The following is a 26,955-nucleotide window of genomic DNA, read 5'->3' as shown; positions in this document are numbered from 1 at the left end:
TTGTGTTGTCTTTTAGCGGATATATCTGACGGCTCCTTTATCAGCAGAGCTTACCAGCATAGCATATGCCTGTAAAGAGGCGGATACCTGCCGGTCGCGTGCGGCCGGCTTGAAAACTTTACAGGCTTTAAGCCGGTTTGCCAATTCTTCCGGAGAAAGAAGGACACGGATACTGCGTTCCGGAATATTTATCTCAATGATATCTCCATCTTCAATAATTGCTATTTCTCCTCCGGCGGCAGCTTCGGGGGAAATGTGTCCGATGGATAGGCCTGATGTCCCTCCGGAAAAACGTCCGTCAGTAATAAGAGCACAGGCTTTGTCCAGGTGTTTGGATTTCAGATAAGAAGTGGGATAAAGCATCTCTTGCATTCCCGGTCCTCCTTTCGGTCCTTCATAGCGGATAACCACCACATCCCCGGCTTTGACTTCATCGTTTAAAATCCCGTTCATGGCCTGTCCCTGCGATTCGAAAACTTTTGCTTTCCCCCGAAATTTCAGAAGGGATTCGTCTACTCCTGCTGTTTTGACAATGCATCCGTTCCGGGCGATATTCCCGGTGAGCACAGCCAGACCTCCGTCTTTAAAGTAAGCATGTTCTACATCCCGTATACATCCGTGAATGCGGTCGTCGTCAAAGCTAGCATGATAATTGCCTTGTGCTCCCAGTTCTCTGCAAAATTCTCCTCCCGGAGCACTCAGATAAAACTTGCGGGCTTTTTGACTGAGCCGGCTACTTCTGAGGTTGTATTTGGCAAGGCAACATTCCAGGTTGTCATATCCGATTCTTTTTACAGAGGTATCAATCAAACCGGCAGCAGCTAATTCTCCCATAATACTCATGACTCCTCCGGCACGGTTTACATCCTGTATATGATAATGGGAATTGGGGGCAACCTTACAAAGTACCGGAATTTTTTTCGATAAGCGGTCGATATCCTGCATCGTAAAACTGACCCCGGCTTCGTGGGCAATGGCCAGTAAATGGAGTACGGTATTGGTAGAGCCCCCCATGGCGATATCCAGGGACATTGCATTTTCAAAAGCGGCTTTGGTAGCAATGGAGCGGGGCAGTACGGAATTGTCCCCTTCAAAATAATATGCTCCTGCCTTTTGTACAATCAGGGAAGCTGCCTTTTCAAACAAACGCTTCCGGTTTTTGTGAGTAGCAGGTATAGTACCGTTTCCGGGTATGGCCAATCCCAATGCTTCCGTCAGACAATTCATGGAATTTGCCGTAAACATACCGGAACAGGAACCGCAGCCCGGACAAGCACATTTTTCAATCTCTTCTATTTCCTTTTCGGAATAACGTTCGTCAGCCCCCATTACCATAGCATCAATCAGGTCTACAGCTTTTCCTTTATAAGAACCGGCTTCCATAGGACCGCCGGATACAAATATCGTCGGAATATTTAACCGCATGGCAGCCATTAACATGCCAGGGGTGATTTTATCGCAATTGCTGATACAAACCAAAGCATCTATTTGATGCGCGTTAGCCATATACTCAATGCTGTCTGCTATCAATTCCCGGGAAGGCAAAGAATAAAGCATTCCTTCATGTCCCATAGCTATTCCATCGTCTATTGCGATTGTGTTGAATTCGGCAGCAAAACATCCTCTTTGTTCGATGAGACCTTTTACATATTGTCCGATTTCATGCAGATGTCCGTGTCCCGGAACAAATTGAGTGAACGAGTTGGCAATGCCGATCACCGGCATGCCAAATTGTTCTTGTTTCATCCCGTTTGCGCGCCATAGACTTCTGGCTCCCGCCATTCTCCGGCCCGTCATTGTAATTGCGCTTCTTAGTTTGTTTCTCATTTTTATGTAGATTGTGCAGTGTGTTGCTGAAAACAAAAAGGCCTTTCCCATTTGTGAGAAAGGCCTTTAAAACTCTATATGTCTATATCATCATTCAATTAAATACACCTTTCTCACGTCGTGGCAGAGGACCACGAGAGTCAGAATATTAATTAGGTGTAAATATAAATTTGTCATATTTTAAATTTTTATGCACACAAATATAACAATGAAACTTTGAAAAAACCAAATATTTCTTCAATTATTTACACTCTATAAGCGTTTTGTGTAGAATTATACAAATGCAAACGTATGCATAAAAATTCATTATTTTTGGATTTTAATTGATACTTAGGTGTGTTTATTCTCCTTTTTGGCTGTAGGGAGAAGTAGGGGCTTAAAAAGACGACATTGTTTTATACCGGATACGGATTCAGCGGACAACTTATTAATAAATAAACTTTTCGTTCGGAAGAAAGAGTGTAATATTGTTAATCTGTGGGTTTCCGGAAGGAGTATTCATCTGTGAGAAGTGAGGAAAGATTAGGGGTGTTTCTTTCTATTCTTCTCTCGGATGGGAAGAAATGTACAGTTCGTTTTTGACACAAGACAAAGGAAAGAAAAATACTTTTACTTCTTCCGGCAGAAAATTTTTTCCCGTCTGGAATTCATAATGATTATATATAGCAGAAAATTGCTGTTTGGGTTTATTTTCCCATCTGAGCAAAGCCATCAGTATAATGATGACAATCGTCAAAATTCCCGTTATTACTAATCTCATCGCCTCAAAGTTTAATAGGTGGATCAATTTATACGGGTAAAAAGGGACAAGGTTACAGAGAAGCTAAAAAGAAGGGTTAAAGCTTCTAAAATAGCTGTAAAAATTCAGGAGTTCAACTTATTTTTTGCTTCCGGAAATCTTTGTAACTTTGTGGGAATTATTATGGGAGGATGGATACAATTATTGATTTATTTGAGCGGAGTTGTGTGAAATTTCCGGATAATCCTTATTTATGGGAAAAAAGGAAAGGAAAGTATGAGGCGATAACTTATTCTCAGACAAAATCCCGGGTGAAGGATATTGCTGCGGGGTTGGTAGCTATCGGGTTAAAAAAGGGGGATCGGGTTGCATTGTTGAGTGAAGGCTGTAGCGACTGGGTATGTAGCGAGCTGGGAATTTTATATGCCGGAGGAATAAGCGTGCCTTTAAGTATTCGCTTGACGGAGCAGGAATTGATATTTCGTTTAAATCATTCTGAAGCGCAGTACGTTTTTGTTTCTTCTTATTATCAGAGCAGCATCCGGAATATCATTGGGCAGTTAAAATTTGTGAAGACTGTTTTCGTATTTGGTTATACGGGAGAAATAGCGGATTTGTATATTTCTTTTGCCCGGCTGCTGGAAAAAGGGAGACGACAATTAAATATATATCCGGAATGTCTGGAGGGGGTAGAAAAGACAATCCGGGGTGAAGATCTTGCCAATATTTCCTATACTTCAGGTACCACTGCGGAACCGAAGGGTATTATGCTTTCCCATGCAAATTATGTATGTAATGTTTTGCAAGCCGATTCTCTCATTCGGATACCGGAATATTACAGGGGTTTGCTTTTTTTGCCTTGGGATCATAGTTTTGCTCATACCGTTGGGATATATTCTTTTATGTATAACGGAGCTTCTGTGGCGGCAGTTGATTTCGGAAATTCTCCTTTGGAATTTCTTCGCAATATACCTGTGAGTATGAAAGAGATAAGGCCTCATGTTTTGCTCAGTGTGCCGGCTATTGCAAAGAACTTCAGAAAAAATATTGAAGCCAGGATTCGTCGGCAGGGACGGCTTACGGAGAGGATATATACCTGGGGACTGAAGTTTGCGTGTTGGTTCCAGGGAAAGGAAAATTTTGCAAAAAAGGGAGTGAAGTGTCTAGCATTTCCTCTTTTTTACATGTTTGATCGGGTATTATTTTCTAAAATACGTCAGTCGTTTGGCGGGGAACTTCGTTTTTTTATCGGTGGGGGAGCCTTGCTGGACATCGAGTTGCAAAAGTATTACTGTGCTCTTGGTATTCCGATGTATCAAGGATATGGTTTGTCTGAGGCTGCTCCCGTCATTAGTTCCAATACGCCGGGGAGATACCGTTTGGGATCTTCAGGAATGCCTGTGCAGCCGATGGATTTGAAAATTTGTAATGAAGAGGGAAAGGAGTTAGCTGTTGGGGAAGCAGGAGAGATTGTGATAAAAGGGGGGAATGTAATGCGGGGTTATTGGAAGAATGAAAGGTCTACAGGGGAAGTAATCCGGGACGGTTGGCTTTATACGGGAGATTTGGGTTATATAGATCCGGAAGGCTTTTTGACGGTATTAGGGCGTTTTAAATCTTTGCTGATTGCGAACGATGGTGAGAAATATAGTCCGGAAGGGATTGAAGAAGCCATTGTGGAAAAGTCAAAATTCATTGATTATTGTATTCTTTATAATGATCAGTCTCTTTATACGGTAGGCTTAATAGCTCCGAATAAGATGGCTTTAAAAGAATATATACAGCAGAGACATGTGGAGGGGGGCTCGGTAGAAGGATATAAACTGATGTTGGCCAAACTGCATGAGGAGCTGATGGGATTCCGGTACGGGGGCAAGTTTGCGGGACTTTTTCCGGAAAGGTGGCTCCCGGCAGTGGTTGCTATTTTGCCTGAAATGTTAAATGAGAAAAACGGAACGATTAACTCTACTTCTAAAGTCGTACGCCGGCGGGTTACCGAATTGTATAAGACGGAGCTGGAACATGCCTATACTTTGGAAGGGAAAGATATTTTTAATGTAAAGAATACACAAAACATACGGAAGTATATGGAGAATTGAATTTCCTCCTATCGGGGAAGGAATGTTTTGAGGGAAGAGAGAAAGAATAATTTATATTATCGAACAATTTATCATTTTAAAGAAAAGAGATGCGCCGTAAAACAAAATCAGTGACCATTGGGAATGCCGTGCTTTCGTCTGAGCAGCCTGTATTGATACAGTCTATGCTGAATACTTCCACTTTGAATACAGAGGCTTGTGTGGAACAAGCGATTCGGATTATAGAAGCGGGAGGACAGTTGGTACGGATTACAGCTCCGGGGGTGAAAGAGGCTGAGAACCTGAAAAACATCCGGACGGCTTTGCGGGAACGGTCCTATACGACTCCTCTCTCTGCAGATATTCATTTTAGTCCTGCTGCAGCTCTTGTAGCTGCCCGTTATGTAGAGAAGGTGAGGATTAATCCCGGAAATTTTGCCGATAAGCGGGCTACTTTCCGGAATCTAGTTTATACGGCGGATGAATATGCAGCGGAATTGAAGGCGTTAAAAGAGAAGTTTACGGAATTTTTGACTGAATGCCGCCGGAATCATACGGCTGTGCGTATCGGAACCAATCACGGCTCTTTGTCAGACCGGATTATGAGCCGGTATGGAAATACACCTGCGGGGATGGTGGAAGCGACTATGGAATATTTGAGGATATGTCAGGAAGTCGGTTTTGACGATGTCGTTATCTCCTTGAAATCCAGTGATTGCCGGGTAATGGTGGAAGCTGTGCGTTTATTGGTGCGGGAAATGGAAAAAGCCGGCATGCAATATCCTCTTCATCTGGGCGTAACTGAAGCAGGGGAAGGTGAGGACGGGCGCATACGTTCTGCTGTCGGGATCGGGTGTTTGCTGAATGAAGGAATAGGAGATACAATCCGGGTATCTTTGACAGAAGCCCCAGAACAGGAAATTCCGGTTGCCCGTATTTTGGTTGATGTCTGCCGTCCTGTTTACGATCCTTTCCGGAAACAGGGTAAAGAACGGTGTACAAGGCCTGTCATTGTAGCGGATATTTCAGCTGCCCGTATTTTAGACGAAAAGGTGATCCGGCAATTGGATTTTTATGAGAATAAAAAGGCTGATCCTGTTTTAGGGATGCGTTTAACGGCTGGTATTAAAGCACCGGAGATGATATATACAGAAGCTCTGGGACCTGAATTGACAAAATTGCCGTCTACGTTGCGAATCATAGTACCTTTTCAGAATTTGGACATGGCGCAAGTGTATCATAGGAGAGCTTGTCCTCTCTTGGGGAAAGAGGAGTTTATGCAAGGAAATTATTCAGCAGAGGAAGAACCTGTTTTTGTTGAAGTGAGGAAAAAAGAGGAAATCGATGCGGAATTTATAGCAAAGCTCCGGCAGAAAAAAGAGGTTTTTGTCGTTTTATCCCTTTCCGATCCGGATTATCATCTTTGGTGTGAAATGGGGTCGCTTTTACAAGAGACGGAAGTAAACTATATATTGAAAACAGAGCTGAAGACCGGCAGTCAGGAGCGGAAAGCCCTTCAGATTGCAGCGCATGCGGGAGGACTGTTTATCGATCGTTTACCGTATGGGTTGTGGATTTCAGCCGTTCAGGAACAAGATATACCTTTTGCTTTAAATTTAAGCCGTACTATCTTGCAATCGGCAGGACTGAGGCGTTATAAAACGGAGTTTGTGAGTTGTCCCGGTTGCGGGCGTACGCTTTTCAATTTAGAAGATGCTGTTGCAAAAGTAAAACAGGCTTTTTCTCATTTGGAGAAATTAAAAATTGCTGTCATGGGATGTGTTGTAAATGGTCCGGGGGAAATGGGAGATGCGGATTATGGATATGTCGGGGCCGGAAATGGCAAAGTCAATCTCTATAAAGGAAAACAGATTGTCCGGACAGCAGTTCCTGAACAGGAGGCTATAGCTGCTCTGGAACAGTTGATACGGGAAAACGGAGATTGGTGTGAACGGTAAAAACAGGGCGTTTCTCCTTTATAAAAGGGAATAAAAGAGTAGAAACGATCCGATAAAACTGACCGTGCTTCGCCGGGGGAGGAAAAAACCTGTTTCTCTTTTCCTTAGAGCTGAAGTTTTATTCCTCGGCGAAGCGTTCATGTTTTTTTCGGAACGGAAGCTTTTAACTGATGTCTGAACATCCGAACCGTTTATTGCAACCGGAAAGTTGCCAGAACAGCTTTATGGTCGGTCGGCCATATGCCTAAAGGTTTCCGGATCGGATCAGATGTCGTTTCTGTAATGCGTTCTCCCCGGAGAATATCTCCTTCCGGACCGATCAGGATGACGTCTGTCAGGGATAAACCTTTGAAGGGGGCGTACATGATAAAATCAATCCGATCCCGGTCGTCTGCTTCCGGAGACCAGACTAATTTTTTCAAAGCTATATCTTTACAGTCGGCGGGGCATGTAAATCCAGGGTGAGTGAGGGGATTCGGATAGATTTCGCGGTAAGCGTCCTTGTAACCGGCTTTTTCCAGCATAAGGGAAACATCCCAGGGAATCACGAGTCCCTGATGGTCGCGAATGTTTTTAGTTGCCTCCGTCCAGTCGAGGTGTGAAGGCTCATTGAAATCTCCGCCCAATATCACGATACGCCCGGCAGCCTGGTCTTTGGCTGCTTCCCGGAGAAAACAAGCGATAGCGTCATCCCGTACGGAAAGACGGTTCAGATAAAGTACCGAATCGGTATCCGTTACCGGTTCTTCCTTTTCCCAAGTATTTCCGTTATAGCCGCGTACATCGTAATAAGCACAGTTCCGGTAATCCAGATGAGCAGTATAAAGGGCGACTTCCGTATTTCCTATATGGGTGAGGCCTTTGTAAATACTTCCCCGGTCGTCTTTTAACGGATAAACAGTGATACTGTCTGTAATCGGGTAACGGCTTAGCAATCCGGAATCTTCAGAGTAAAAAGAGTAGTATGTTTCTCCTCTTTGCTTTAAGGCTTCTACAATCCGGTCACAAAAACGGGTATGATGGTAATTCCGTACTTCACTTAAAGTTACGAAATCTGCCTGAGTTCGTGCAATTTCATCGGCAACGGCATCAAAACCTTTGTCTACTACTGCTCCTTCTTGCCAGATATTAAACTGAAGTACTTTAAATGTGTTTGCTTGTTGACAGGAAAAACAGCAGCTGATACAAATAAATAGCCATAAAACGGATGCCTTTTTGATTTTCATGATAATTATAATTAAACCTGATAAGTTATATTTTTTGATTTTAGGGTAAATGGTAACTGATAGACAAAAGTACACATTATAATTTTTTTAAAGAAAACAGAATAAAATATTCTGCATGTTAAAAGCATCTGTCAAAAAAGAAATAGAGTGGTAAAAAAGGATAATTCCCCAAACTATTTTGGTGAAATATGAGTTTAAATAAGCAGAGAGAATATGTTTAATAATTTAATACAGAAGTGATATGATGTTCATTTGGTATATTATCATTGGAATTCTTGCCGGTTGGATTGCCGGAAAGATTATGAAAGGCAGTGGTTATGGTTTAATTGTAAACATGATCGTTGGAATTATCGGAGGCGTATTGGGGGGATGGTTGTTCAGCCTGGTCGGTATAGAATCCACGGGCGGTATAATAGGTAGCCTGATTATTTCTGTTGTAGGAGCTATTATTTTACTTTGGTTTGTTTCTCTGGTTAGTCCTAAACGGCGGGAATGAAAATCGGAAAACAGATGTAAGATCGGTTGTCTATGGGATAAAATTTGGCCGGACTTTTATGTTGGGAGAATAGGAAGAAAAAATACAGGTTTTTAAAAAAGATATGTATTTTTGCTTCCTAATGTTCTATCTATGAAAAAAAAGGATCATACTCTTCGTTCTGATTGTGCTCTGTATGGATAAAAGTTATGCTTTTCCTGCAGGTTTTGTTTCCGTTCCGGATTCAATATTTTTTCAAAATTTGTCTATCAGTGATTTCCGAAAAATGCTGATGGATACGACAGTGCAATTAGTGGTTGTCCGGATTCCTGCAGAGTTTGCGGAGGGACATATAGAGGGGGCTCTGAATATAGAGGTAAGAGATACGGATTTTGAAAAAAATATAGAGATGCTTAAACCGGATCGTCCCGTTGCCATACATTGCCGGATCGGAGTATGCGGCCGGAGGGCTATTGGAAAACTGGCCGAAAAAGGATTTTGGATATACAATTTAGATCAGGATTTTTAAGTTGGCAAAAAGAAAAATGCCGGTAAAATCCTTGCTTTAAAATGACAAATAAGGATTTGACAAATGAAGCCGTGTTGCTCTGAAAACTGAATTATCCGAATGTTTTCGTTTTTTGATGAGGAATGACCTATCGGATTTGGTTCAGGCTAATCAGGCGTTTTACTGACGAACGGGCTTTTGGCTTCATTAAAAAGATTCAGGTCAGGCATGTTAATCCTGTTCGCTGGAAAATACCGGTCTGTTTCCATTGAACCCTCTCTGTTCCGAATAAAAGGAATTTTTGATGATTCAGAGACAGCCTGTAAGACTGATTTTCAATCCCGGTTTTTAAATGATCTTTTCAGCTCAAAGTCAGATCTTTAACGTACTATACGAAGACCTACAGATAAATTTACACTGGATATATTTTCCCCTTCCTCAACATCCAGCGTATATTTCGTCGTTCCTCCGGAGGAGTCTTTATACGTGAAGTTATGTATATTACCGACGAGAATACTCATTTTAAAGCCTAAAGCCAATCTATCGGAAAGAGCAAAATCGTAACCAAACGAAATTGTACTGGCCAGACACGCTCCTGTAAGAGTTGCTTTATTATTCTTTTCCTCTGTTACTTCTTTAAAACTTCCATAACCAATAGAACAGCTAAATATAAAAGCATTTCTCCGGAAAGAGGTCGGTATACGGGCAGCGAATGAAGGACCGACATACTGGATTTTAGTATTGTCTTTTATATAAACATTGTTGACCGTTCCTGAATTTTTAGGATTAAAAAAGTAATATTCTATACCCAAAGCAAGTTTCCGTTGCAGGAAAAAATGTAAGTCGATTCCAAATCGTCCACCCAGGCGTGAATCATTGATAAAACCTTTTAATTCTGAATTTCCTTCAGGGGTTTTACCGATCCGATATCCCAGTCCTCCGTTAATGGCGAGCCGGAAAACGGGTTTTTTTAAATAATTTTGTTTGGATTTGAATGCAGAAGAGGATGCTTCGTCCGGATTTGCACCTCTCCAGTTATAATATTCCGGATCATTTTTTTCAGAATTGCCGGTTTGGCGTAAAGTATCGGACATTTGTATAAAAGTAGTATCCTGTGCCTGAACTGCATAGGATATAAAAAAAAGTATATGCAAGCTTAAACCAATAAAAGTTTTCATATATTTCAATCCTTTATTTAAACAAAAATAATTAAGAAATATTAAAATAAAAATAATTTTATGTTTTATTTAAAAAATTTATATTACCACTAAACGGATAAAAATTTTTCTTTTTGTTGCTTTTTCTCTGTTCCTTTATTTTGCTATCAGTAAAGATACGGCAGTTCCAAACGACGTACCGTGTAAACAGGGGGGGCAATAAGTAAATAATATTTATCAGGGTTACTTATCTGGATTTTAGGATTGTTTGTTATACAGACATGCCGGATTCCCACATTCGGATGATCAGTTTTCCTTCTATTTCCTGTTCTGATTTTTCAGACGTTTTTTTAGGGAAGGAACCTATTTGTCATCGGTAGATACGGTTTCTGTACAAATAAAGATAAGGGCTTTGAAAATGAAAAAAGGTTGCCCGGATTTTCCGGGCAACCTTCTATAGGAAGTCTATTTTTATTATTTACTTGCTTCTTCGACAGCAACGGCTACAGCGACCGTGGCGCCGACCATGGGATTGTTTCCCATTCCCAGGAAGCCCATCATTTCTACATGAGCTGGTACGGAAGAAGAGCCTGCGAATTGGGCATCCCCGTGCATACGGCCCAAGGTATCCGTAAAACCGTATGAAGCGGGACCGGCTGCCATATTATCCGGATGTAATGTACGTCCTGTACCCCCTCCTGAAGCCACAGAAAAATATTTCTTTCCGGTTTCCATACATTCTTTTTTGTAAGTACCGGCTACCGGGTGCTGGAAACGGGTCGGATTTGTGGAATTACCGGTGATGGACACATCTACTCCTTCGTGGCGCATAATGGCAACACCTTCCCGTACATCATCTGCACCGTAACAACGGACTTTTGCCCGCTCGCCATTGGAATAAGCTTTTTCTTGCACTATTTTTAATTCGCCTGTATAGTAATCGAATTGAGTTTGTACATAAGTAAAGCCGTTAATACGGGAGATGATCATGGCGGCGTCTTTTCCTAAGCCATTCAGAATAACCTGTAAAGGTTGTTTACGTACTTTATTGGCCGATTTGGCAATGCCGATGGCTCCTTCTGCAGCAGCAAAAGATTCGTGTCCGGCCAGGAAAGCGAAACATCCGGTTTCTTCCCGCAATAACATGGCTGCCAGATTGCCGTGCCCCAGACCTACTTTTCGGTCAGCTGCTACTGAACCCGGGATACAAAATGCCTGTAAACCTTCTCCGATTGCTTCAGCAGCATCGGCAGCTTTTACACATCCTTTTTTTATAGCAATTGCAGCACCTACTACGTAAGCCCATTTTGCATTTTCGAAACAAATCGGCTGTGTTTTTTCACAAATATCATAAGGATTGATTCCTTTTGCATCGCAGATTGCTTTTGCTTCTTCAATATCTTTGATGCCGTAGCTATTTAAAACCGCGTTAATCTGATTAATCCGACGGTCGTAACTTTCAAATAATGCCATATTTTTTAGATTTTAGATTTTAAATTTTAAACCGGATTTCTTTTTCAAGGACGATTTATAATCTAAAATTCACAATTTACTATTTCTTTTTATTCGTGACGAGGGTCGATATATTTAGCAGCTTCTGCGAAACGGCCATAAGTTCCTTTTGCTTTATCCAACGCTTCCTGAGGAGCAATCCCTTTTTTCAAGAAATCGGTGAACTTACCTAGATGAATGAATTCATATCCAATAACTTCTCCTTCTTCATCCAGCCCCATACGGGTTACATAACCTTCAGCCATTTCCAGATAACGGGTTCCTTTGGCTTTGGTACCGAACATCGTACCGACCTGACTCCGTAATCCTTTACCTAAATCTTCCAGACTGGCACCAATAGGCAATCCTCCTTCAGAAAAGGCGCTCTGTGTGCGTCCGTAAACAATTTGCAGAAATAATTCACGCATAGCGGTGTTGATTGCATCACAAACCAAATCCGTATTCAAAGCTTCCAATAATGTTTTTCCCGGGAGGATCTCTGAAGCCATTGCGGCAGAATGAGTCATGCCTGAACAACCGATCGTTTCTACCAAAGCTTCTTCGATGATGCCGTCTTTAATGTTCAGTGTCAATTTACATGCACCTTGCTGAGGAGCACACCAACCAATTCCATGCGTTAAACCCGAAATGTCTTTGATTTCTTTGGAGCGCACCCATTTCCCTTCTTCGGGAATAGGAGCCGGACCGTGATTCGGTCCTTTCTTCACAACACACATGTGTTGTACTTCCTGTGAATAAATCATACTCTAGCTTTTATTGATTAATATATTGTTACACATCACTTTTGCACATACATACCCGGCAAAGATACGGGTTTGTTTGATATAAAAAATAAATAAATTGAGATAAAATTATGCATACGTTTGCAAAAAATTATAACAAATATCAGATTCTATATAAAAAATGAAAAAACGGCCTAATTTATAGGATAGTCAGATGAAATCGCAAAAGATTTTTTTCTTTGGTCAGATTTTTATTTCTGTACCGGAAGAAAATATCCTAAAGGATACCTTATTGACGAAGGATGCATTTTCTTTCGTTCGTTTTTCCTCTGTCCGGGTCTGAGAAAATAGTATGGAATGTCAAAATACCCGAATGTAAAAGGGGAGGTTTTTCTTCCGGCTTGTCCACACTTATTTGCGTTCGCTGATGAATAAAAAGTTAACTTTATCTTGCTTCTCCGATTAATTATTTACTTTTACAAAAAGATTCTCTCTCTATGAATAAGCAAAGTAAAGAGAATGAATGCGGAAATAGAAAGTGGAATAGGGAAAGGACAAAATATCCAATCGGGCTTTGTTTTATTTCTTTGTATTCGGAACTGTGGAAAAAAGTTTGTCCGGTTGGGAATAGGCTGATGTAAATTTAAATACTCAGGAAGTCCGAATTAAATAAAAACGATAATTCAGCGAATATGAAACTGATTGTAATTCTGTTATTCTGTTGTGTGAATCTGTTTGTGTCGGCTCAGGAGTCAGTGTCTCCTATAATTATTGATTCCATTGAAAGTCAGAATTTAAAGCAAGTGCGGAAATTTTGCCTTTATTTGCCGCCACAATTTGATTCTCAAAGAGAATATCCGGCGATTATTGCAACGGACGGACAGCTTATAGTGGAAGGAAATTACGCTCCGGTACTGGATTCCCTTATCAGGAATAAACTGACAGAACCTTTTGTATTGATTGGAGCCTATTCCGATGAAACTCCTGCATGTGGCGTAACGGTCAGAAACCTGGAATATTTGAGACCAGAAAAGAAAAATAAAGTAGCACAGACCTATTTCAATAATCACTATCGGTTTTTTACAAAAGAACTAGTGGAAAAGGTTTTGGCTAAATACCGTATTAAAATACATACTCCTTTCGTGTTTTACGGTTGCTCCAATGGTGGTGATTTCGGGCTGATTCTGTACAGTCAGAAAGAACCTATGTTTACCAGCTATATCTGTCTGTCTCCGGTAAGTACTCAGGCAAACGATTTTAAATATAATACTCAATCCAGACTTTATGTCGCGTACGGAGATGAAGAATTGGTTTTTCCTTTCGGAATCAATTTGGAAGATCTGAGCAAAAAAATGCAAAAATATAAAGGGGATGGTGTATTTGTACAACCTTATGAAGGGGGACATGAAAGGGGAAAATGGTTATTTTTTTTCTGTAGTACCCTGACAGAATTGCTTTGATACATATCAGCTGAGAAGGTACAGGGTGATTTTTTATTGGAAACTTTGCTCTGCTTGTATTAGGATCGGAGATCAAAATAAAATAAAGGGGAAAGAACAACTCAGCTGTGGGGAATTCTTCGGAATAAAATTATAAACTTTGTTTCGGAGGCTTTAAAATGCGGTTTGTTAAGAGAGGCATTCACTATAATTCTTATCTGCTTTTAAAAAGAGAAAAAAACTTTTTAGAATATTGTAAATAAATAGTTATAAAAGATTCAGGTATGGTATGAGAACTTCCCTTATTATTCCGGTAGGTCTGATATTTTAGGGGTAGCTAAAAATTTTCAATCCCTGTTTCGTAATAAAATGTCCGGGAAACCCGATGGATAGGCAGAACTTGGATGCGGAAATGTTAAATATCCATTGATTTGGGAAGAATTCTTTTATGGCTATTGCTTTTTTGAAGGGTTTATTTTAATTTTGAATGTCATGAAATACAGAGAGGAACATAGAGTCGCAGGAATATTGTTTATTCAGGGACAATATGGGATGGTTATGGCCTCTCCTGATGCATTCGTGACTCTTACTACAACGACAACCCCTTTGGGGGTATAATCTGTCATATAGCCAATATTATATTATTCCGATCCAGGTACCGGAAGTTGGCATCCGGAAATTTTTATTATCTCTTCATCGTAAATTCAGAAGTTTAAGGTAAAAAGCTGTCTGTAGGAATCAGTATAGGTGTGGTTTTACCGGTTTTATAAAATGTTTAATTTCAATTTAATTATTATGATTACTGTATATAAATATAAAGGTGCAGTTATGCAAGATCCGGAAGGATTGGTTGCTGTTAAAAATAGAATTCAGGAAAATAGGCCCTGTATCGTAGTTGTTTCTGCTTTAAAAGGGGTTATGCCCCGTTTGCGGGCTTTGTATTCTCAAAGTTTAAAGAAAGGTTCCGGTTTTGAAGAAGAGTTTGCCGGACTTAGAAAGCTGCATACTGATGTAGCAATGTCTTTACTTGCCGGAAATCGGTTGAAAGAATATCAGGAAGAGATGGAGTCGCATTTGGTGGAATTATATGAAATTTTGCATCATGTTGCTCCCGTAAAAGAGGCTTCTTTAGCGATGAAGGATTATATTTTAGCTAAAGGGGATATTTTAGCTTCTTTACTGTTTAGCAAATTATTCGGAAAAGCGCTTTGGAAAGATTCCCGGAATTTTATTGTGACCAATAGTAATTTCGGGGCTCCTGAAATAGAGTGGGAAGAGAGCTGTCAGGCTGTTCGCCGGGAGTTCGGACAGTTGGAAGGAGTGGCTGTTGTACCGGGATATTGCGGGAAGACTAAAACCGGTTATACCATTTCCCTGGGCCGGGTCGGTTTGTCTCTGACAGCATCTTTAATAGAATCTGCTTTTCAGGAGGGTAGAGTCGCATAGTCCTCTCCCGGAAAGGAGAGTAGATCATCCCGGATATTCAGTAGAGAATGTCCGGGATTAGTATAAAATATCCACAGAAAGAAAAGGGTATTTTCTGTTTTTCTCTTCGTTTTTGTCCGATCTGATTCATCAGAAGAAAAACTTAAACTATTCTTAAAAATGAGGTAAAAAGGTATATTCCCTTCAAAAATCTTTATTTTAGCCAACTAACGTTATGCAACTATTGAATTTATAATCGGATCTGAAATGAAAAAAAAGTATGGATTTCTTTTAACATTGCTGGTAATTGTTTTTCAAATTACTTTAGCCGGAACTACCGAAAAGAAAAAGTTATTGACTGACGGGCCTTATCTCCTGCACGAGCAAAATGAGGGGTTGCGTATGATTCGGGTGGATGAGGCCGGAGCATTGAAAGACACGGTCTACAAAGTTGTCCCGGCTGATTTTTCGTTTCCGGTTGTATCCCAGGATGGAAAACACCGGTTCGACGTACAATTACATCCTTTTAAACGCCAGCCGTATAAAATATCCCAACCGGAAAAAGTAATGGTCATTTCTGATCCTCACGGGAACCTGGATTGTTTTGTATCTATTTTAAAAGGAGGGGGAGTGATAGATGAGCGTTACACATGGAAGTTTGGAAAAAATCAGTTAGTCATTATTGGGGATGTGTTTGACCGGGGAGAAGATGTATTACCTATCTTTTGGCTGATTTATAAATTGGAACAGGAGGCGGAGAAGACTGGCGGACGGGTGAGTTTTATGCTGGGTAACCACGAGGAAATGGTGTTGAGGGGCGATTGCAGATATACCAAAGACAAATATAAAGAGCTGGCAAAACAATTAGGACTTTCTTATGAGGAACTCTGGAGGCAAAATTCTGAATTGGGGAGGTGGCTGGAAAGCCGGAATCTGGTTCAGATCATTGGAGATAATTTTTTTGTACATGCCGGTTTAAGTACTGATTTTTTAAAAAGGAAAGAGCCTTTATCTGCCATCAATGAAACAGCAGGCGGTAATCTTTTTTTGAACCGGGAACAACGTAAAAACAATTCGGATTTATCGGCTTTCATTTTCGGAAGTTATGGCCCTTTTTGGTATAGAGGAATGGTGAAAAGTGAAGATCGTTACCGTCCATTGCCGGAAAAATCTTTAAAGCAATTATTCCGGAAATACAAAGTAAAAAGAGTGATAGTGGGTCATACTATTTTTGACGATGTCACTACTTTTTATAACAAGCGTGTAGTAGCTGTAAATGTCGATAATGCGAAAAACAAAAAGAAAGAGAGAGGAAGGGGTATACTTATTGAGAAAGAGAAAGTTTCTGTGCTTTACGATTCAGGTAAATTGAAACCCCTTATTCCTTAAACAATAACAGATAAATTTGCATCCGGAAATTTATAATTAATGATTGATATATATTCTTATATATTTCAACTGCGATAAATTTGTAATTTATTTGATTCTCCAAAAAGAAAAAATACAATTAAAACCGGGTTTATACTTATTAAGGAAATTAGGAAAATATTGATCAATAAAGTTTGGATGAAATTTTATCAGATTGGAAGAAAAATGCCTTAAACAAAAATTAAAAAAAACGAACATTTATTTTGTGCAAATATACGGATATTATTTATAAAAAAAAGCATTCAGTTATTTTTTTATAAGTATTTATTCGGTTCCAAAAAAATATAATAAAAATATAATTGTAGGAAGAAAAAGTTTTGATCGCTTTTATCTTCCTTATTTTCAGATAATTAATTATAATCACTTTCTTCTTTTTATTTTTGAATTTTCTATGAGAGCTTTAAAAAAAAGCTTTTTATATTTATTTATAAAATATTATTATAAAATCACATTTTCTGCTTCGAGAATAATAATCACTTCTGTTTATAGAAAACAAAGAGAAAAATTTTATTTCCAATATACGCCTATAAATGTAACTTTTTGATTATTAGTTGTTTGTATTTTTATTTCTTCTTTACTTTCCCCTTAAATGGTCAATTTCAAATTTAATTAATTCGTTTATTATCAACTTATTAAACGCCTTTTTAAAGGTTCGTTTTTAGAGGAAGTTTATGCCTTTAAAAAAAGGACATGAAAGGTATAATATGTTTTTTATGAGTAAGGATATACAATTTAATAATTACTAGAATGAAAAACAAATTTTTACGATTTCTTATACCTCCGGATTAGGGTAGAAGAATACAGGAAATACAAAAATTCATATTAAAACTTAGAACTCGAAAGTTACGGGGGAAAGCGTGACTTGAATTTAATTACTTAATATAACTTTATTATTATGAACAAAAAACGGAAATTTATAAGTATTGCACTGGCAGGTGCTTTATTTTTTGGGGTCGCAAGTCCTACATTCGTTGCTTGTAATTACGACGACGATATTGATAATTTGCAGAGGCAGATTGACGACATTAACGTGACAATCTCTGAATTACAAGGACTGATTGATAGCGGTTATTTTATCAAATCGATTACCAATACGGAGGATGGGATCTCCATTTTGATGAGCAATAACAAAACTTATACCATTACAAATGGTAAAGATGGTCAGAACGGTCAGGATGGCAAAAGTGTCGCCTGGACAATCGGTCAGGACGGTTATTGGTATAAAGACGGCGTAAAAACCCAGTATAAGGCTGTTGGAGTGGATGGTAAAAACGGTAAAGACGGCCAGAACGGTAAAGACGGCAATGATGGTAAAGATGGTCAGGACGGTAAGGACGGCCAGAATGGTAAAGATGGTCAGGACGGTAAGGACGGCAAATATTATGTGCCGAATCAGGAGACTGGCTATTTTGATATTTATCAGGACGGTAAATATATATCCTCTACAACTATCAGTTGGAGAGCAACCGGTATCAGCGCTATTCTCAACGGTAATACGTTAACTTTGACAGGTGTTAAGGGAGAAGCCAGTACAGTGGTTATTTATATTGGTAAACAGCTTGGATCGGTTTTGTTTGTGCCTGAAGTGATGAGTTCTGTCGTTTCTTATCCGACAACTACAGATGAATTTTATCATTTAACTACTTATTTGGATGAGAGTAAATATAATGCTTCGACAAAAGTGTTTACAGCCCAATCGAACTGGAAAAAATCGAATATTGTAAATATGCTTTATCGTCTGAATCCCGAAGATGCTTATGTAGACGATCTCACATTTGCGACGTTCTTGAATCGCGGAGTTTCTACACGGGCTGCTGCTGCTAATGATAAGTTTGATTTGCTTTCTGTTCAGGATAAAACCTTTGAGAAAGGTATCGCTTCCGTATATGCAACAATTGATCCTTCTGCATTGAGTTCTGAACCTAAAAATGATATTGTAGCTCTGCAAGTATGGGTAGGACAAAATGCGGTTACTTCTGATTATGTTCATGTTTCGTCTTCTGCACTTGACGTGATTCTGGCTGATAGTGTGAAAACGGTAGTGGGGAGTCCTGCAGTGGAATTCTATACGCGGACGAAGAGTATAAAAGGAGCAAAAGAAAATGATGCTTTTATTAAACAATATGTCGGATTGGATGCTGAGGCCAATTTTTCTTTCAAATATGATGGATCTATTGATTTAAAAGAGAAAGTAGGTCTCTATTCAAATATGAAGAACGAGTATTTAGCTAAACTTGGATTTGTTGGCATGAGTTACGAATTTAGCCTTCCAACAGAATATAATGCTAATGATGAGCAAAAAACCAATCAACAGTGGTTTGTTGAAATTAACGATGGTGTTGTAAAAGTAAATGCAAAGAATTTGGAAAACGGACTGACGCCGGCTATCGGACGGACACCTGTTGTTCGTGTGGATGCTTATTTGACAGCTAACGGTAGTGAAAATAAATATCTGGTTGCTTCTTCCTATATCAAATTGTCAATCGAACGTACAGCTCCTCAGCCTGGAGTTGAGAAACCGGATTATTCAGTCAATATGAGTGGTGTTAAGGAATATGAATATCATTCAGTAAGTGCAGCAGGTACTCTTGTGGTCAATATGCCTTGGACAGATATCAATAATAGCCTTTATGGGTTGACGGGCCTGACTTCTCAGAATTTCTGGAATTATTACGGAGGTGCTAGCGATACGTATACCCTGAAAATTTCTACTATTAATAAATCAAATCAGCAGATAAATCTTTTATATGAGCAAATAGCGGCTGATCAAAGCTGGATGACGGGAAATGCTACTATTCCTGGCATAATTTTCAGTGTAATGTTGAATAAGGGAGCTCAGACAACTTCAAATATTCAGTTGGGCATAAATAATCTTATCAGGACCGAAAATACGTATAAGGATATAGATGGCAAGGGTGCTAAATATCTCGTTGAGATCATAATCCCGTCTGATAATAAGATGGTTTATGGAGATTTCAGACTGAAACAGGAATTCTATGTAAGAGAAGATTGTAAGAACTTTACCTATAATCCATTGTATTATTACGATAATTATTCAGGTACTTCCAATTGTATTGTAGTAAAAGGACAGTTGAATGGTTCTTGGGAAATGTCTTCTGTAGTCAGTGAACATTTTGAAATGATTGGCGGCAAGAACATTTTCGGTTATTTCAATACCATCAATAATGTTAAGACATTGCAATTCCAGTGGAAGTCAGGTGTTACCGGCGTAACTCCGGGAGCAAATCAGGTAATGAATGCAGACTTTACTGTTGCTTTGGATAAAGCCATGACAAAGGGTTCTGAAGTGAAGAACATGACTTACAAGACGGTATTGGTTAACGGTGAGGAATGTAATTTCAATTACAATATTGTATTTGTCAATCCGTTTATAGCAGGAAATGCAAATACGGTGAGTGTATACGGTAACGGTATTGGAGAAAACACCGGAGAAACAATGCCTCAGGTACTTGTTCTTGACAATGATAATGACCATATCTATAGTTATGATGCTGCAACTAATGCTTTAGTTTTGAGTGATAAAGCTACTAACGACTATAAAGTTGCCGTTCCGACTGTCGAATATTCATTTGATAAGACCGGAGCCGATTATAAGGAATTGGTGAATAACATGTCTCAAGGTTCTATCTTGAAAGTTGACGCTGCTACCGGTACGTTCACTTGGAAGAACGAAGGTGCTCAGTTGAAGAAAGATTATAACCTGACGGTTATTGCTAAGGTTACATTTGCTAATCTCTCTGAAGTACAATGCCGTATTCCGGTTGTACTGACAGCAACCAAATAATGGTTACTGTTTCCTGAAAAATAGTCCGCATAAGGTTAAGGGCTGTCTGATTTTAGACAGCCCTTTTTATTAACAGCTAAGTGTATTGAAACGAAAATCACTGAAAATCTGAAGATCTGGCTTCCTTTTTTATTTCACATTTTTGTAATCCTTTTGATTTTGTGGCATTCATTATTTTATTTAGCTTTGAAAATTATAAGAGAGAAAGGGATAGTTTGAAATTTATCTATATAAAAGTGCGAAATATGAAAAAGACATTTTATTTATTATTATTTGCATTAGCTGTTATGGGGGTATTTCTGCAATATCAGAACGCTCCTAAAGACAAAAAGGCTAAATATGTTTTTTATTTTATCGGGGATGGAATGGGTGTAAACCAGGTAAATGGTACGGAAATGTATTTGGCTGAAAAAGAAGGCAAAATCGGACTGAAACCTTTGAATTTTACGCAATTCCCGGTCGTAAATGTAGCTACAACCTATTCAAAGTATAATTCTGTAACCTGTTCTGCTGCCGCAGGTACGGCTTTAGCTACCGGTAATAAGACGAAAAATGGCACTATTGGAATGGATAGTCTGCATAAGGCACCGCTTTATAGTGTGGCTGTAAAAGCGAAGAAGGCTGGTAGAAAAGTAGGGGTTACAACCAGCGTCAGTGTGGACCATGCGACTCCTGCTGCTTTTTATGCCCATCAGCCCAATAGAAATATGTATTATGAAATCGGAACCGACTTACCGAAAGCTGGTTTTGACTTTTATGCAGGAGCCGGATTTTTGCGGCCGGACAGTAAAACAGATTCTACTGCTATCAATCTGTTTAAATTGTATGAGCAGGAAGGCTATACTGTCATAAGAGGTATGGAAGAATTTACTGACAAAAGCGGGGAAGCTGTCAAAGTGATCTTCATTCAAGAGGAGGGAAGCGATGAGGGAAGTCTTCCTTATGCTATTGACCGCAGGGAAGGAGATCTCACATTGGCTCAGATTACAGAAAATGCCATCCAATTTCTGACCCGGGATAATGATAACGGTTTTTTCCTGATGATAGAAGGGGGAAAAATTGATTGGGCTTGCCATGGAAATGATGCTGCGACTGTCTTTACTGAAATTGTGGATATGTCTGAAGCTGTCCAGAAAGCGCTGGATTTTTATAAGCAGCATCCGGAGGAAACACTCATTGTTATAACGGCAGACCATGAAACGGGAGGAATAGCATTGGGCACAGGGAAATATGCCTTAAATTTACAGGCTTTACAATATCAGAATCTCTCGAAGGATGAATTGACGAATGCGATTCAGGATTTGCGGAAAACAAAAGGAAATAAAGTATCCTGGGAAGATGTGAAAAATTTGCTCGGCGAAAAGCTCGGTTTTTGGAGAGGAATTCAGCTGAATGAAGAACAGGAAGCGTTATTGAAGAAAGCTTATACCTCTACTTTCGGTTCGAAGAAGACAGAAATGGAAAAAAATCTCTATTCTGAAAATAGCCGGCTGTCGGCGGAAGCTATCCGGATTTTAGATTCGATTGCTATGATCGGCTGGACAAGCGGAGGACATTCGGCAGGGGTTGTCCCCGTATATGCAATCGGCATCGGTTCCCAACTTTTTACGGGAAAATTGGATAATACAGATATTCCTAAAAAAATTGCAGAAGCTGCTGCTTATTAATAACAGATTCCTGAAAATTAGCATAAATGCCCGAAAATTTATTTTTTGGGCATTTATTATTTAGTGAAACTAAGCTTGAAGAACCTTTTCCTGAAAATAATCTGAATTAAAAAGAGTTTAAATAATCAGTAAATTTTAAATTTTTTTTTCTAAGTCAGGTTTTCCGGATCTTTTTATTTAGAAGATTTTATCGCTTCTTCAGAAGATTTGTGATTATTTATGGGAATAAGTTTATTTGTTGTTTTTCCGAAGGATTTTTCTAACATTTTTTATAATCTGTATTTCACCAAACCTACCGGTTTTTCTAACATTTTTTATTTTAATTCTTTGAGTCTCAAAATATTTATTTCGTATTTTCGAAAGTTTTTGAGTTTTGTCTTGTCTATAAAGAAGTAAGTCCGGTGGTATGGGTGAACAAGAATTGGTGAAAAGAATATTGGAAGGGGATGAGAAAGCTTTCCGTTTGTTTGTCGACATTCATAAAATAATGGTTGTCAACACTTGCCATGCCTTTCTTCATAACCGGGAAGAAGCGGAAGATATCGCTCAGGACGTTTTTATTCAGGCTTTTGAGTCCCTGAAGTCTTTTCGTTTTGACTGTAAGCTTTCAAGCTGGCTTTACCGGATGAGTGTCAACCGGGCAATCAATAGTTGCAAATCGTTTCATAAGCGCCGGATAAAATTGAAATTAGATGAAGCGGAACAACATTTTGACTTTCCTTCAGAAGAAATACCGGTACAGGAAAAGATGGAAAATCAGGAAAGGAGAGAACTTCTACACCGGGCGATAGACAACTTACCGGAAAATCAGCGGAAAGCCATTATTTTGAATAAATATGAAGATTTGTCCTATAAAGAAGTAGCCGATATAATGAATATCAGTGTGAGTGCGGTGGAATCTCTGATTTTTCGGGCAAAAACGAATTTAGAAAAAAAATTAAAACCGATTATCGGACAGAATAAAATGATGTCTCAGAAATAAAATATGATAATATTCAGGTTATGGAAAAGGTAAAAAGGAGATATTGGATCTATTGGTTCAATTTAATTTTTCTGGTAGCAAATACAGCTTTTTTTGTCTTTACTTTTATGGGCAGCGGACAACGGAAAACTGACGAACGAAAGATTATTTCCAATGAGTTTTTGAGGAAAGAACTCAAACTTTCTGATGCGCAATATGCTTCCTTATGCGAGATGGACAGTAAGGTACAGGAAAGATATGAACGGGTCCTGAAATTATTGTGCCGGAATCGGTATAGGCTGATGAGTGAATTGGCAAAACCTCAACCTTCAATCGAACAGTTGAATAAATTGGCTAAATCCATTGGATTTATGCATGCGGCTTTGAAGACACAGACTTCCCGGCATTTGTTAAATATCAAAAAAATTTGTGATCCGGAACAATCCCGGAAATTGGAGCAAATTTTCAAAGAGTTGCTGGAAATAGATGCACATTGTGTGGAATGTAAGAATAAATGTAGCCAGGAAGAAAAATGTAAAAAATCCCCAAAGTTCTGTCCTTATCATGAAGAATTGAAAGATAGTCTGGAAAATTTCGTTTTCCCGGGAAAAGAGGGAAAAAATATAATGGGAAAGGCGCAATAATTGGAAATAAGGTTTGTCTAATAGTAAAAGCGTATAAAATGAATCTGGAACAGCTAATCCAAGAAGATCGAATTCAAAACGTAAGGCCCGGTTTTTACGAAGGCATCCAGGTCCGGATGAAAGAACGTATAGAAGTAAAAAAGATAAACCGCGTTTTCGTCCGCCGGCATTTATGGATGAGTTTAGCTGCCGGCATTATTATTGGTCTATTGATAAATGGAATTCAAAAATACCGTTTTGAACACGATCGGCCTGCTATATTGAAAGAATGGATGGAGAACCATTATATGAATGATGTGGATATGGAACGCTTGGATAATTATTTTTTTTAATTCGGAGAAGTGCGTAAATCAGTATAAAGAAGAGTAGTGGGGTGTAAAGTGAGAAGGAAACGGAATAGATATTTTTGATAATCAGGTGTTAAAAAAGAAGGCAATTTTTTCAGTTGGGAAAGATTTGCCGGATGAATAGACTTTTTGCAGAAAGTGCGTGGTGAATTAACGGCTAATCCTATAATTTGATTTATTATGAAGTGTAAGATGTGGTTTATAGTGAGTGTTGCTATTTGGCTGGCTGTACCGGTTTCTGTCTGGGGGCAGTCGTCGAAGGTGGCGCTGTCCGGTACTGTTTCGGATGCTAAAAACGGAGAAACAATGCCGGCTGTTGTCGTGAATATTAAGGAATTGAATTTGTGGGTAACCTCTGATATTGATGGAAATTTTCATTTCAAGAATGTCACTCCGGGAACGTATACCTTGACGGCTTCTTGTTTGGGATATGAGGATTACTCCATAAAGATTGCCCTCAATAAGACTGTAGAAAATTATAAATTGAAATTGAATGCACAATCTTTAGCATTGGATGAAGTAGTGGTAACAGCTAAGGAGGGAGGTAAATTGAATAGTTCGTCGACGATCAGCAAGACGGCTATCGACCATCTTCAGGGAGCCAGTCTGACGGACGTCATGCAGTTGTTGCCGGGCTCTGTCACAACGAATCCGGATTTGACAAAGATCAATAAGATTTCCATACGGGACATATCGGGGGATGACGCTACTAATGCCTTGGGTACTGCTGTCATTGTAGATGGAGCTAAACTGTCGAACGATGCTAATTTACAAACCCGTAACAGTTTGAGTGCGTTTGAGACGACAAGCGGGACGGGGGTAGATGCCCGTCAGGTTTCGGTGGATAACGTGGAATCAGTTGAGGTCATCCGGGGAGTTGCTTCTGCAGAATATGGGGATATGACTTCCGGGGCTGTCGTCGTCAAGACGAAAGCAGGGAAGACTCCTTTTATGGTCCGTTTTAAAACAGATCCCAATATTAAACAGGTATCGGCAGGGAAAGGCTTTTCGTTGGGAGAAAACAAAGGTTTCTTTAATGTGGATGCCGAATATGCCCGTGCTTTTAAAGATGTCCGGACGCCTTCAAAATCTTTTGACAGACTTACTGCTCAATTCGGATATTCCAATATTTTTAATCCGGATAAACGTGCTGTAAGTTTTAATGCAAAATTGAAAGGAGTCTTTTTAAAAGATAAATATAAAAGAGACCCGGATCAGGTGAAGGACGAAATATATAAAGCCCAGGAACAACAATTCAGTTTAAACCTGTATGGAAACTGGATGGTACAGAAACCTTGGCTGACAAATGTTAATTACAATCTTTTCGGTTCATACGGAAAACAGGATAACCGGGAAAAAGTCTGGAGAACGCCCGGACGAATTCCGAGTATAGCCGAGACTACGACAGGAGAACACGAGGGCATTTTGTTGCCGTATGAATATTTCAGTGACCTGAGAGTTGAAGGTAAACCGATTTATATTACCGCTAAAGTAACTGCCAATGTTGCGGGCAAATACGGATCTGTGTATAATAAATTTTTATTGGGGGCGGAATGGTCAACGAAAGGAAATGAAGGAAAAGGAAGGACTTTCGATGCCCGGCTGACTCCTTCCCAAAATCTGCGTCCCCGTTCTTTTAAAGATATTCCTTTTATACAGGAATATACCGGTTTTATTGAAGATAAAGTGACTTTTACCTTAAATAAAAAATCTTTGGAACTTTCTGCCGGATTGCGTTTTACCAATATTGAAACCCGGGATTATGATTACGATGTGGTTTTGGATCCTCGTATTAATGCCCGCTTCGTATTTTTAGACAATAAATGGAGTAAGAAAGGTTTACAGCATTTGAGTGTACGTGCTGGCTGGGGTATCCTGCATAAAATGCCGGGACTGGCTTATCTTTATCCGGATCCTTCCTATGTGGATAAATCCAGTTTTTCATACAATGACGAAGAAAATAATTATTCTTTGGGAGTAATGACGACCATGGTGACGGAAACGAGTAACCGGGATTTGGAATTACCGAGGAGTACAAATGTCGAAGTGGGAGTAGACCTGAAATTTTGGGGAATCACGGCGAATCTGGCATATTTTAATGAAAAATTGAGAAAAGGTTTCAGTTTTGCCGGAGCTGCCCGTCCTTTTTTCTACCGGGAATACGATTTGGTAAATGAAAGCGGAAAGCGGCCTCAGTTTGTTAATGGGGTAGTGGAAGTGGATGGTAAACCGGTCGATTATTCGATCCGGGAAACGTTTGCGACCTATAGACGTGCAGCTAATGGCGTGAGTAATGATAAATGGGGAATAGAGTATAGCTTGGATTTTGGTAAGATAAAGGCTATTTCGACTTCGGTTATTGTCGACGGGGCTTATTTTTACAATAAGCAACTGGAAAATGATCTGCAAATGTTATATGAGACCTCTAATTTCAGCGGGGGAGTTAAAGACTTTCCTTTTGTATGTCTTTATGCAGGTAATAGTACAAATTCGGGGACAAATGGCACGAAAAGCCAGCGTTTGAATACCAATATCCGGCTGGTGACCCATTTACCAAAGTTGCGCCTGATTTTTACACTGACAGGACAATGCGTCTGGATAGATAAAACACAACGTTTAGCGGAATATCAGGGAAGAAGTCTTTTGTATTACAGGGATCAGGACAAAAATATTGTGGATGGAAGTAATCCGGATGCAATTGCGGCTATTTGTGTGGACCCGATTGCTTATATGGATTTAGAAGGTACGGTTCATCCGTTTACAGAAGCAGAACGGCAAAATCCGGATTTCGATCGTTATATCCGGACTTCCCGCCCGGAATATTTTACAATGGATTCCCAGAATCCTTATTTTATGATGAATATGCGACTGACAAAAGAGATCGGTAAGATTGCTTCTTTATCGTTTTATGCAAATAATTTTACGAACTCCCGCCCCAGAAGATTTTTCCGTTCCGGAGCGTACTACCAGCGTTTGAATACAGAGATGTCGTTCGGGGCTGAACTGCAATTGAAGTTTTAATGTTTTTAAATTGTAA

The 26,955-nt window shown here is 39.4% G+C and carries 21 protein-coding genes; 15 read left to right on the top strand and 6 right to left on the bottom strand.

Going from position 1 to position 26,955, the window contains the following annotated elements; genetic code table 11:
- Nucleotides 1-12: 12 nt before the first annotated feature.
- Together ilvD and Q0465_RS08530 are read right to left on the bottom strand one after the other, a co-directional pair.
- A complete protein-coding gene (gene ilvD, locus Q0465_RS08535) occupies nt 13-1,827 on the bottom strand; it encodes a dihydroxy-acid dehydratase (RefSeq protein ID WP_298615078.1) in 1,815 nt (604 codons plus the stop codon).
- A gap of 538 nt (nt 1,828-2,365) precedes the next feature.
- Nucleotides 2,366-2,587: a hypothetical protein gene (locus Q0465_RS08530; RefSeq protein WP_298615075.1), complete on the bottom strand. Its 222-nt coding sequence runs from the start codon at nt 2,585-2,587 to the stop codon at nt 2,366-2,368.
- Between the two features lie 18 nt (nt 2,588-2,605).
- Here Q0465_RS08530 and Q0465_RS08525 point away from each other — a divergent pair, with 18 nt between their 5' ends.
- The 3 genes from Q0465_RS08525 (at nt 2,606) to ispG (ending at nt 6,602) form a co-directional block, all read left to right on the top strand.
- Nucleotides 2,606-2,797 carry a hypothetical protein gene (locus Q0465_RS08525; RefSeq protein ID WP_298615074.1) on the top strand — a complete coding sequence of 64 codons (192 nt, stop codon included), beginning with the start codon at nt 2,606-2,608 and terminating at the stop codon, nt 2,795-2,797.
- Nucleotides 2,758-4,665, top strand: a complete 1,908-nt coding sequence (locus Q0465_RS08520; RefSeq protein ID WP_298615071.1) for a long-chain fatty acid--CoA ligase — start codon at nt 2,758-2,760, stop codon at nt 4,663-4,665. The genes Q0465_RS08525 and Q0465_RS08520 overlap by 40 nt, the downstream gene beginning before the upstream one ends.
- A gap of 89 nt (nt 4,666-4,754) precedes the next feature.
- Complete coding sequence (gene ispG / locus Q0465_RS08515) at nt 4,755-6,602, top strand: (E)-4-hydroxy-3-methylbut-2-enyl-diphosphate synthase (RefSeq protein ID WP_298615069.1); 1,848 nt, start codon at nt 4,755-4,757, stop codon at nt 6,600-6,602.
- A gap of 191 nt (nt 6,603-6,793) precedes the next feature.
- Here ispG and Q0465_RS08510 read toward each other — a convergent pair whose 3' ends face one another.
- Nucleotides 6,794-7,822: an endonuclease/exonuclease/phosphatase family protein gene (locus Q0465_RS08510; protein WP_298615444.1), complete on the bottom strand. Its 1,029-nt coding sequence runs from the start codon at nt 7,820-7,822 to the stop codon at nt 6,794-6,796.
- 247 nt (nt 7,823-8,069) lie between these two features.
- On the opposite strand from Q0465_RS08510, the gene Q0465_RS08505 reads away from it, so the two are divergent.
- Together Q0465_RS08505 and Q0465_RS08500 are read left to right on the top strand one after the other, a co-directional pair.
- The gene (locus tag Q0465_RS08505; RefSeq protein ID WP_298615067.1) at nt 8,070-8,324 is read left to right on the top strand and encodes a GlsB/YeaQ/YmgE family stress response membrane protein; all 255 of its coding nucleotides are present in this window, start codon (nt 8,070-8,072) and stop codon (nt 8,322-8,324) included.
- A 175-nt stretch (nt 8,325-8,499) separates the two neighbouring features.
- Nucleotides 8,500-8,832, top strand: a complete 333-nt coding sequence (locus Q0465_RS08500) for a rhodanese-like domain-containing protein (RefSeq protein ID WP_298615064.1) — start codon at nt 8,500-8,502, stop codon at nt 8,830-8,832.
- A 359-nt stretch (nt 8,833-9,191) separates the two neighbouring features.
- On the opposite strand, the gene Q0465_RS08495 is transcribed toward Q0465_RS08500, so the two are convergent.
- From Q0465_RS08495 to Q0465_RS08485, 3 genes are all read right to left on the bottom strand, one after another.
- Nucleotides 9,192-9,989, bottom strand: coding sequence for a hypothetical protein (locus Q0465_RS08495; RefSeq protein ID WP_298615062.1), 798 nt, complete (start codon nt 9,987-9,989; stop codon nt 9,192-9,194).
- A gap of 453 nt (nt 9,990-10,442) precedes the next feature.
- Entirely contained in the window at nt 10,443-11,441 is a 999-nt protein-coding gene (locus Q0465_RS08490) for a GGGtGRT protein (RefSeq protein WP_298615060.1), read from the bottom strand.
- 89 nt (nt 11,442-11,530) lie between these two features.
- Nucleotides 11,531-12,223: a hypothetical protein gene (locus Q0465_RS08485; RefSeq protein WP_298615058.1), complete on the bottom strand. Its 693-nt coding sequence runs from the start codon at nt 12,221-12,223 to the stop codon at nt 11,531-11,533.
- Between the two features lie 671 nt (nt 12,224-12,894).
- Here Q0465_RS08485 and Q0465_RS08480 point away from each other — a divergent pair.
- The 10 genes from Q0465_RS08480 to Q0465_RS08435 all read left to right on the top strand — a co-directional run bounded on the left by Q0465_RS08480 (nt 12,895) and on the right by Q0465_RS08435 (nt 26,939).
- A complete protein-coding gene (locus Q0465_RS08480) occupies nt 12,895-13,662 on the top strand; it encodes an alpha/beta hydrolase-fold protein (RefSeq protein ID WP_298615056.1) in 768 nt (255 codons plus the stop codon).
- A gap of 471 nt (nt 13,663-14,133) precedes the next feature.
- Nucleotides 14,134-14,259, top strand: coding sequence for a hypothetical protein (locus tag Q0465_RS08475; protein ID WP_298615053.1), 126 nt, complete (start codon nt 14,134-14,136; stop codon nt 14,257-14,259).
- A gap of 177 nt (nt 14,260-14,436) precedes the next feature.
- Nucleotides 14,437-15,087, top strand: a complete 651-nt coding sequence (locus Q0465_RS08470) for a hypothetical protein (RefSeq protein WP_298615051.1) — start codon at nt 14,437-14,439, stop codon at nt 15,085-15,087.
- 246 nt (nt 15,088-15,333) lie between these two features.
- Nucleotides 15,334-16,455 (top strand): metallophosphoesterase, encoded by a 1,122-nt coding sequence (locus tag Q0465_RS08465; protein WP_298615048.1) that lies wholly within the window; start codon nt 15,334-15,336, stop codon nt 16,453-16,455.
- A 934-nt stretch (nt 16,456-17,389) separates the two neighbouring features.
- Nucleotides 17,390-20,299, top strand: coding sequence for a hypothetical protein (locus Q0465_RS08460; RefSeq protein WP_298615046.1), 2,910 nt, complete (start codon nt 17,390-17,392; stop codon nt 20,297-20,299).
- Nucleotides 20,300-20,544: 245 nt separating this feature from the next.
- Nucleotides 20,545-21,966 carry an alkaline phosphatase gene (locus Q0465_RS08455; RefSeq protein ID WP_298615043.1) on the top strand — a complete coding sequence of 474 codons (1,422 nt, stop codon included), beginning with the start codon at nt 20,545-20,547 and terminating at the stop codon, nt 21,964-21,966.
- A gap of 406 nt (nt 21,967-22,372) precedes the next feature.
- A complete protein-coding gene (locus Q0465_RS08450; RefSeq protein ID WP_298615041.1) occupies nt 22,373-22,948 on the top strand; it encodes an RNA polymerase sigma factor in 576 nt (191 codons plus the stop codon).
- 20 nt (nt 22,949-22,968) lie between these two features.
- Nucleotides 22,969-23,571, top strand: coding sequence for a hypothetical protein (locus Q0465_RS08445; RefSeq protein WP_298615039.1), 603 nt, complete (start codon nt 22,969-22,971; stop codon nt 23,569-23,571).
- Nucleotides 23,572-23,609: 38 nt separating this feature from the next.
- Nucleotides 23,610-23,903: a hypothetical protein gene (locus tag Q0465_RS08440; protein ID WP_298615037.1), complete on the top strand. Its 294-nt coding sequence runs from the start codon at nt 23,610-23,612 to the stop codon at nt 23,901-23,903.
- Nucleotides 23,904-24,098: 195 nt separating this feature from the next.
- Nucleotides 24,099-26,939, top strand: coding sequence for a TonB-dependent receptor (locus Q0465_RS08435; RefSeq protein ID WP_298615034.1), 2,841 nt, complete (start codon nt 24,099-24,101; stop codon nt 26,937-26,939).
- The last annotated feature ends 16 nt before the right edge of the window (nt 26,940-26,955 follow it).

The organism is uncultured Odoribacter sp., from assembly GCF_937966165.1.
GTDB lineage: Bacteria > Bacteroidota > Bacteroidia > Bacteroidales > Marinifilaceae > Culturomica.
The sequence above is the reverse complement of the archived record's forward strand: the minus strand, read 5'-3'. Positions and strand labels throughout refer to the sequence as shown.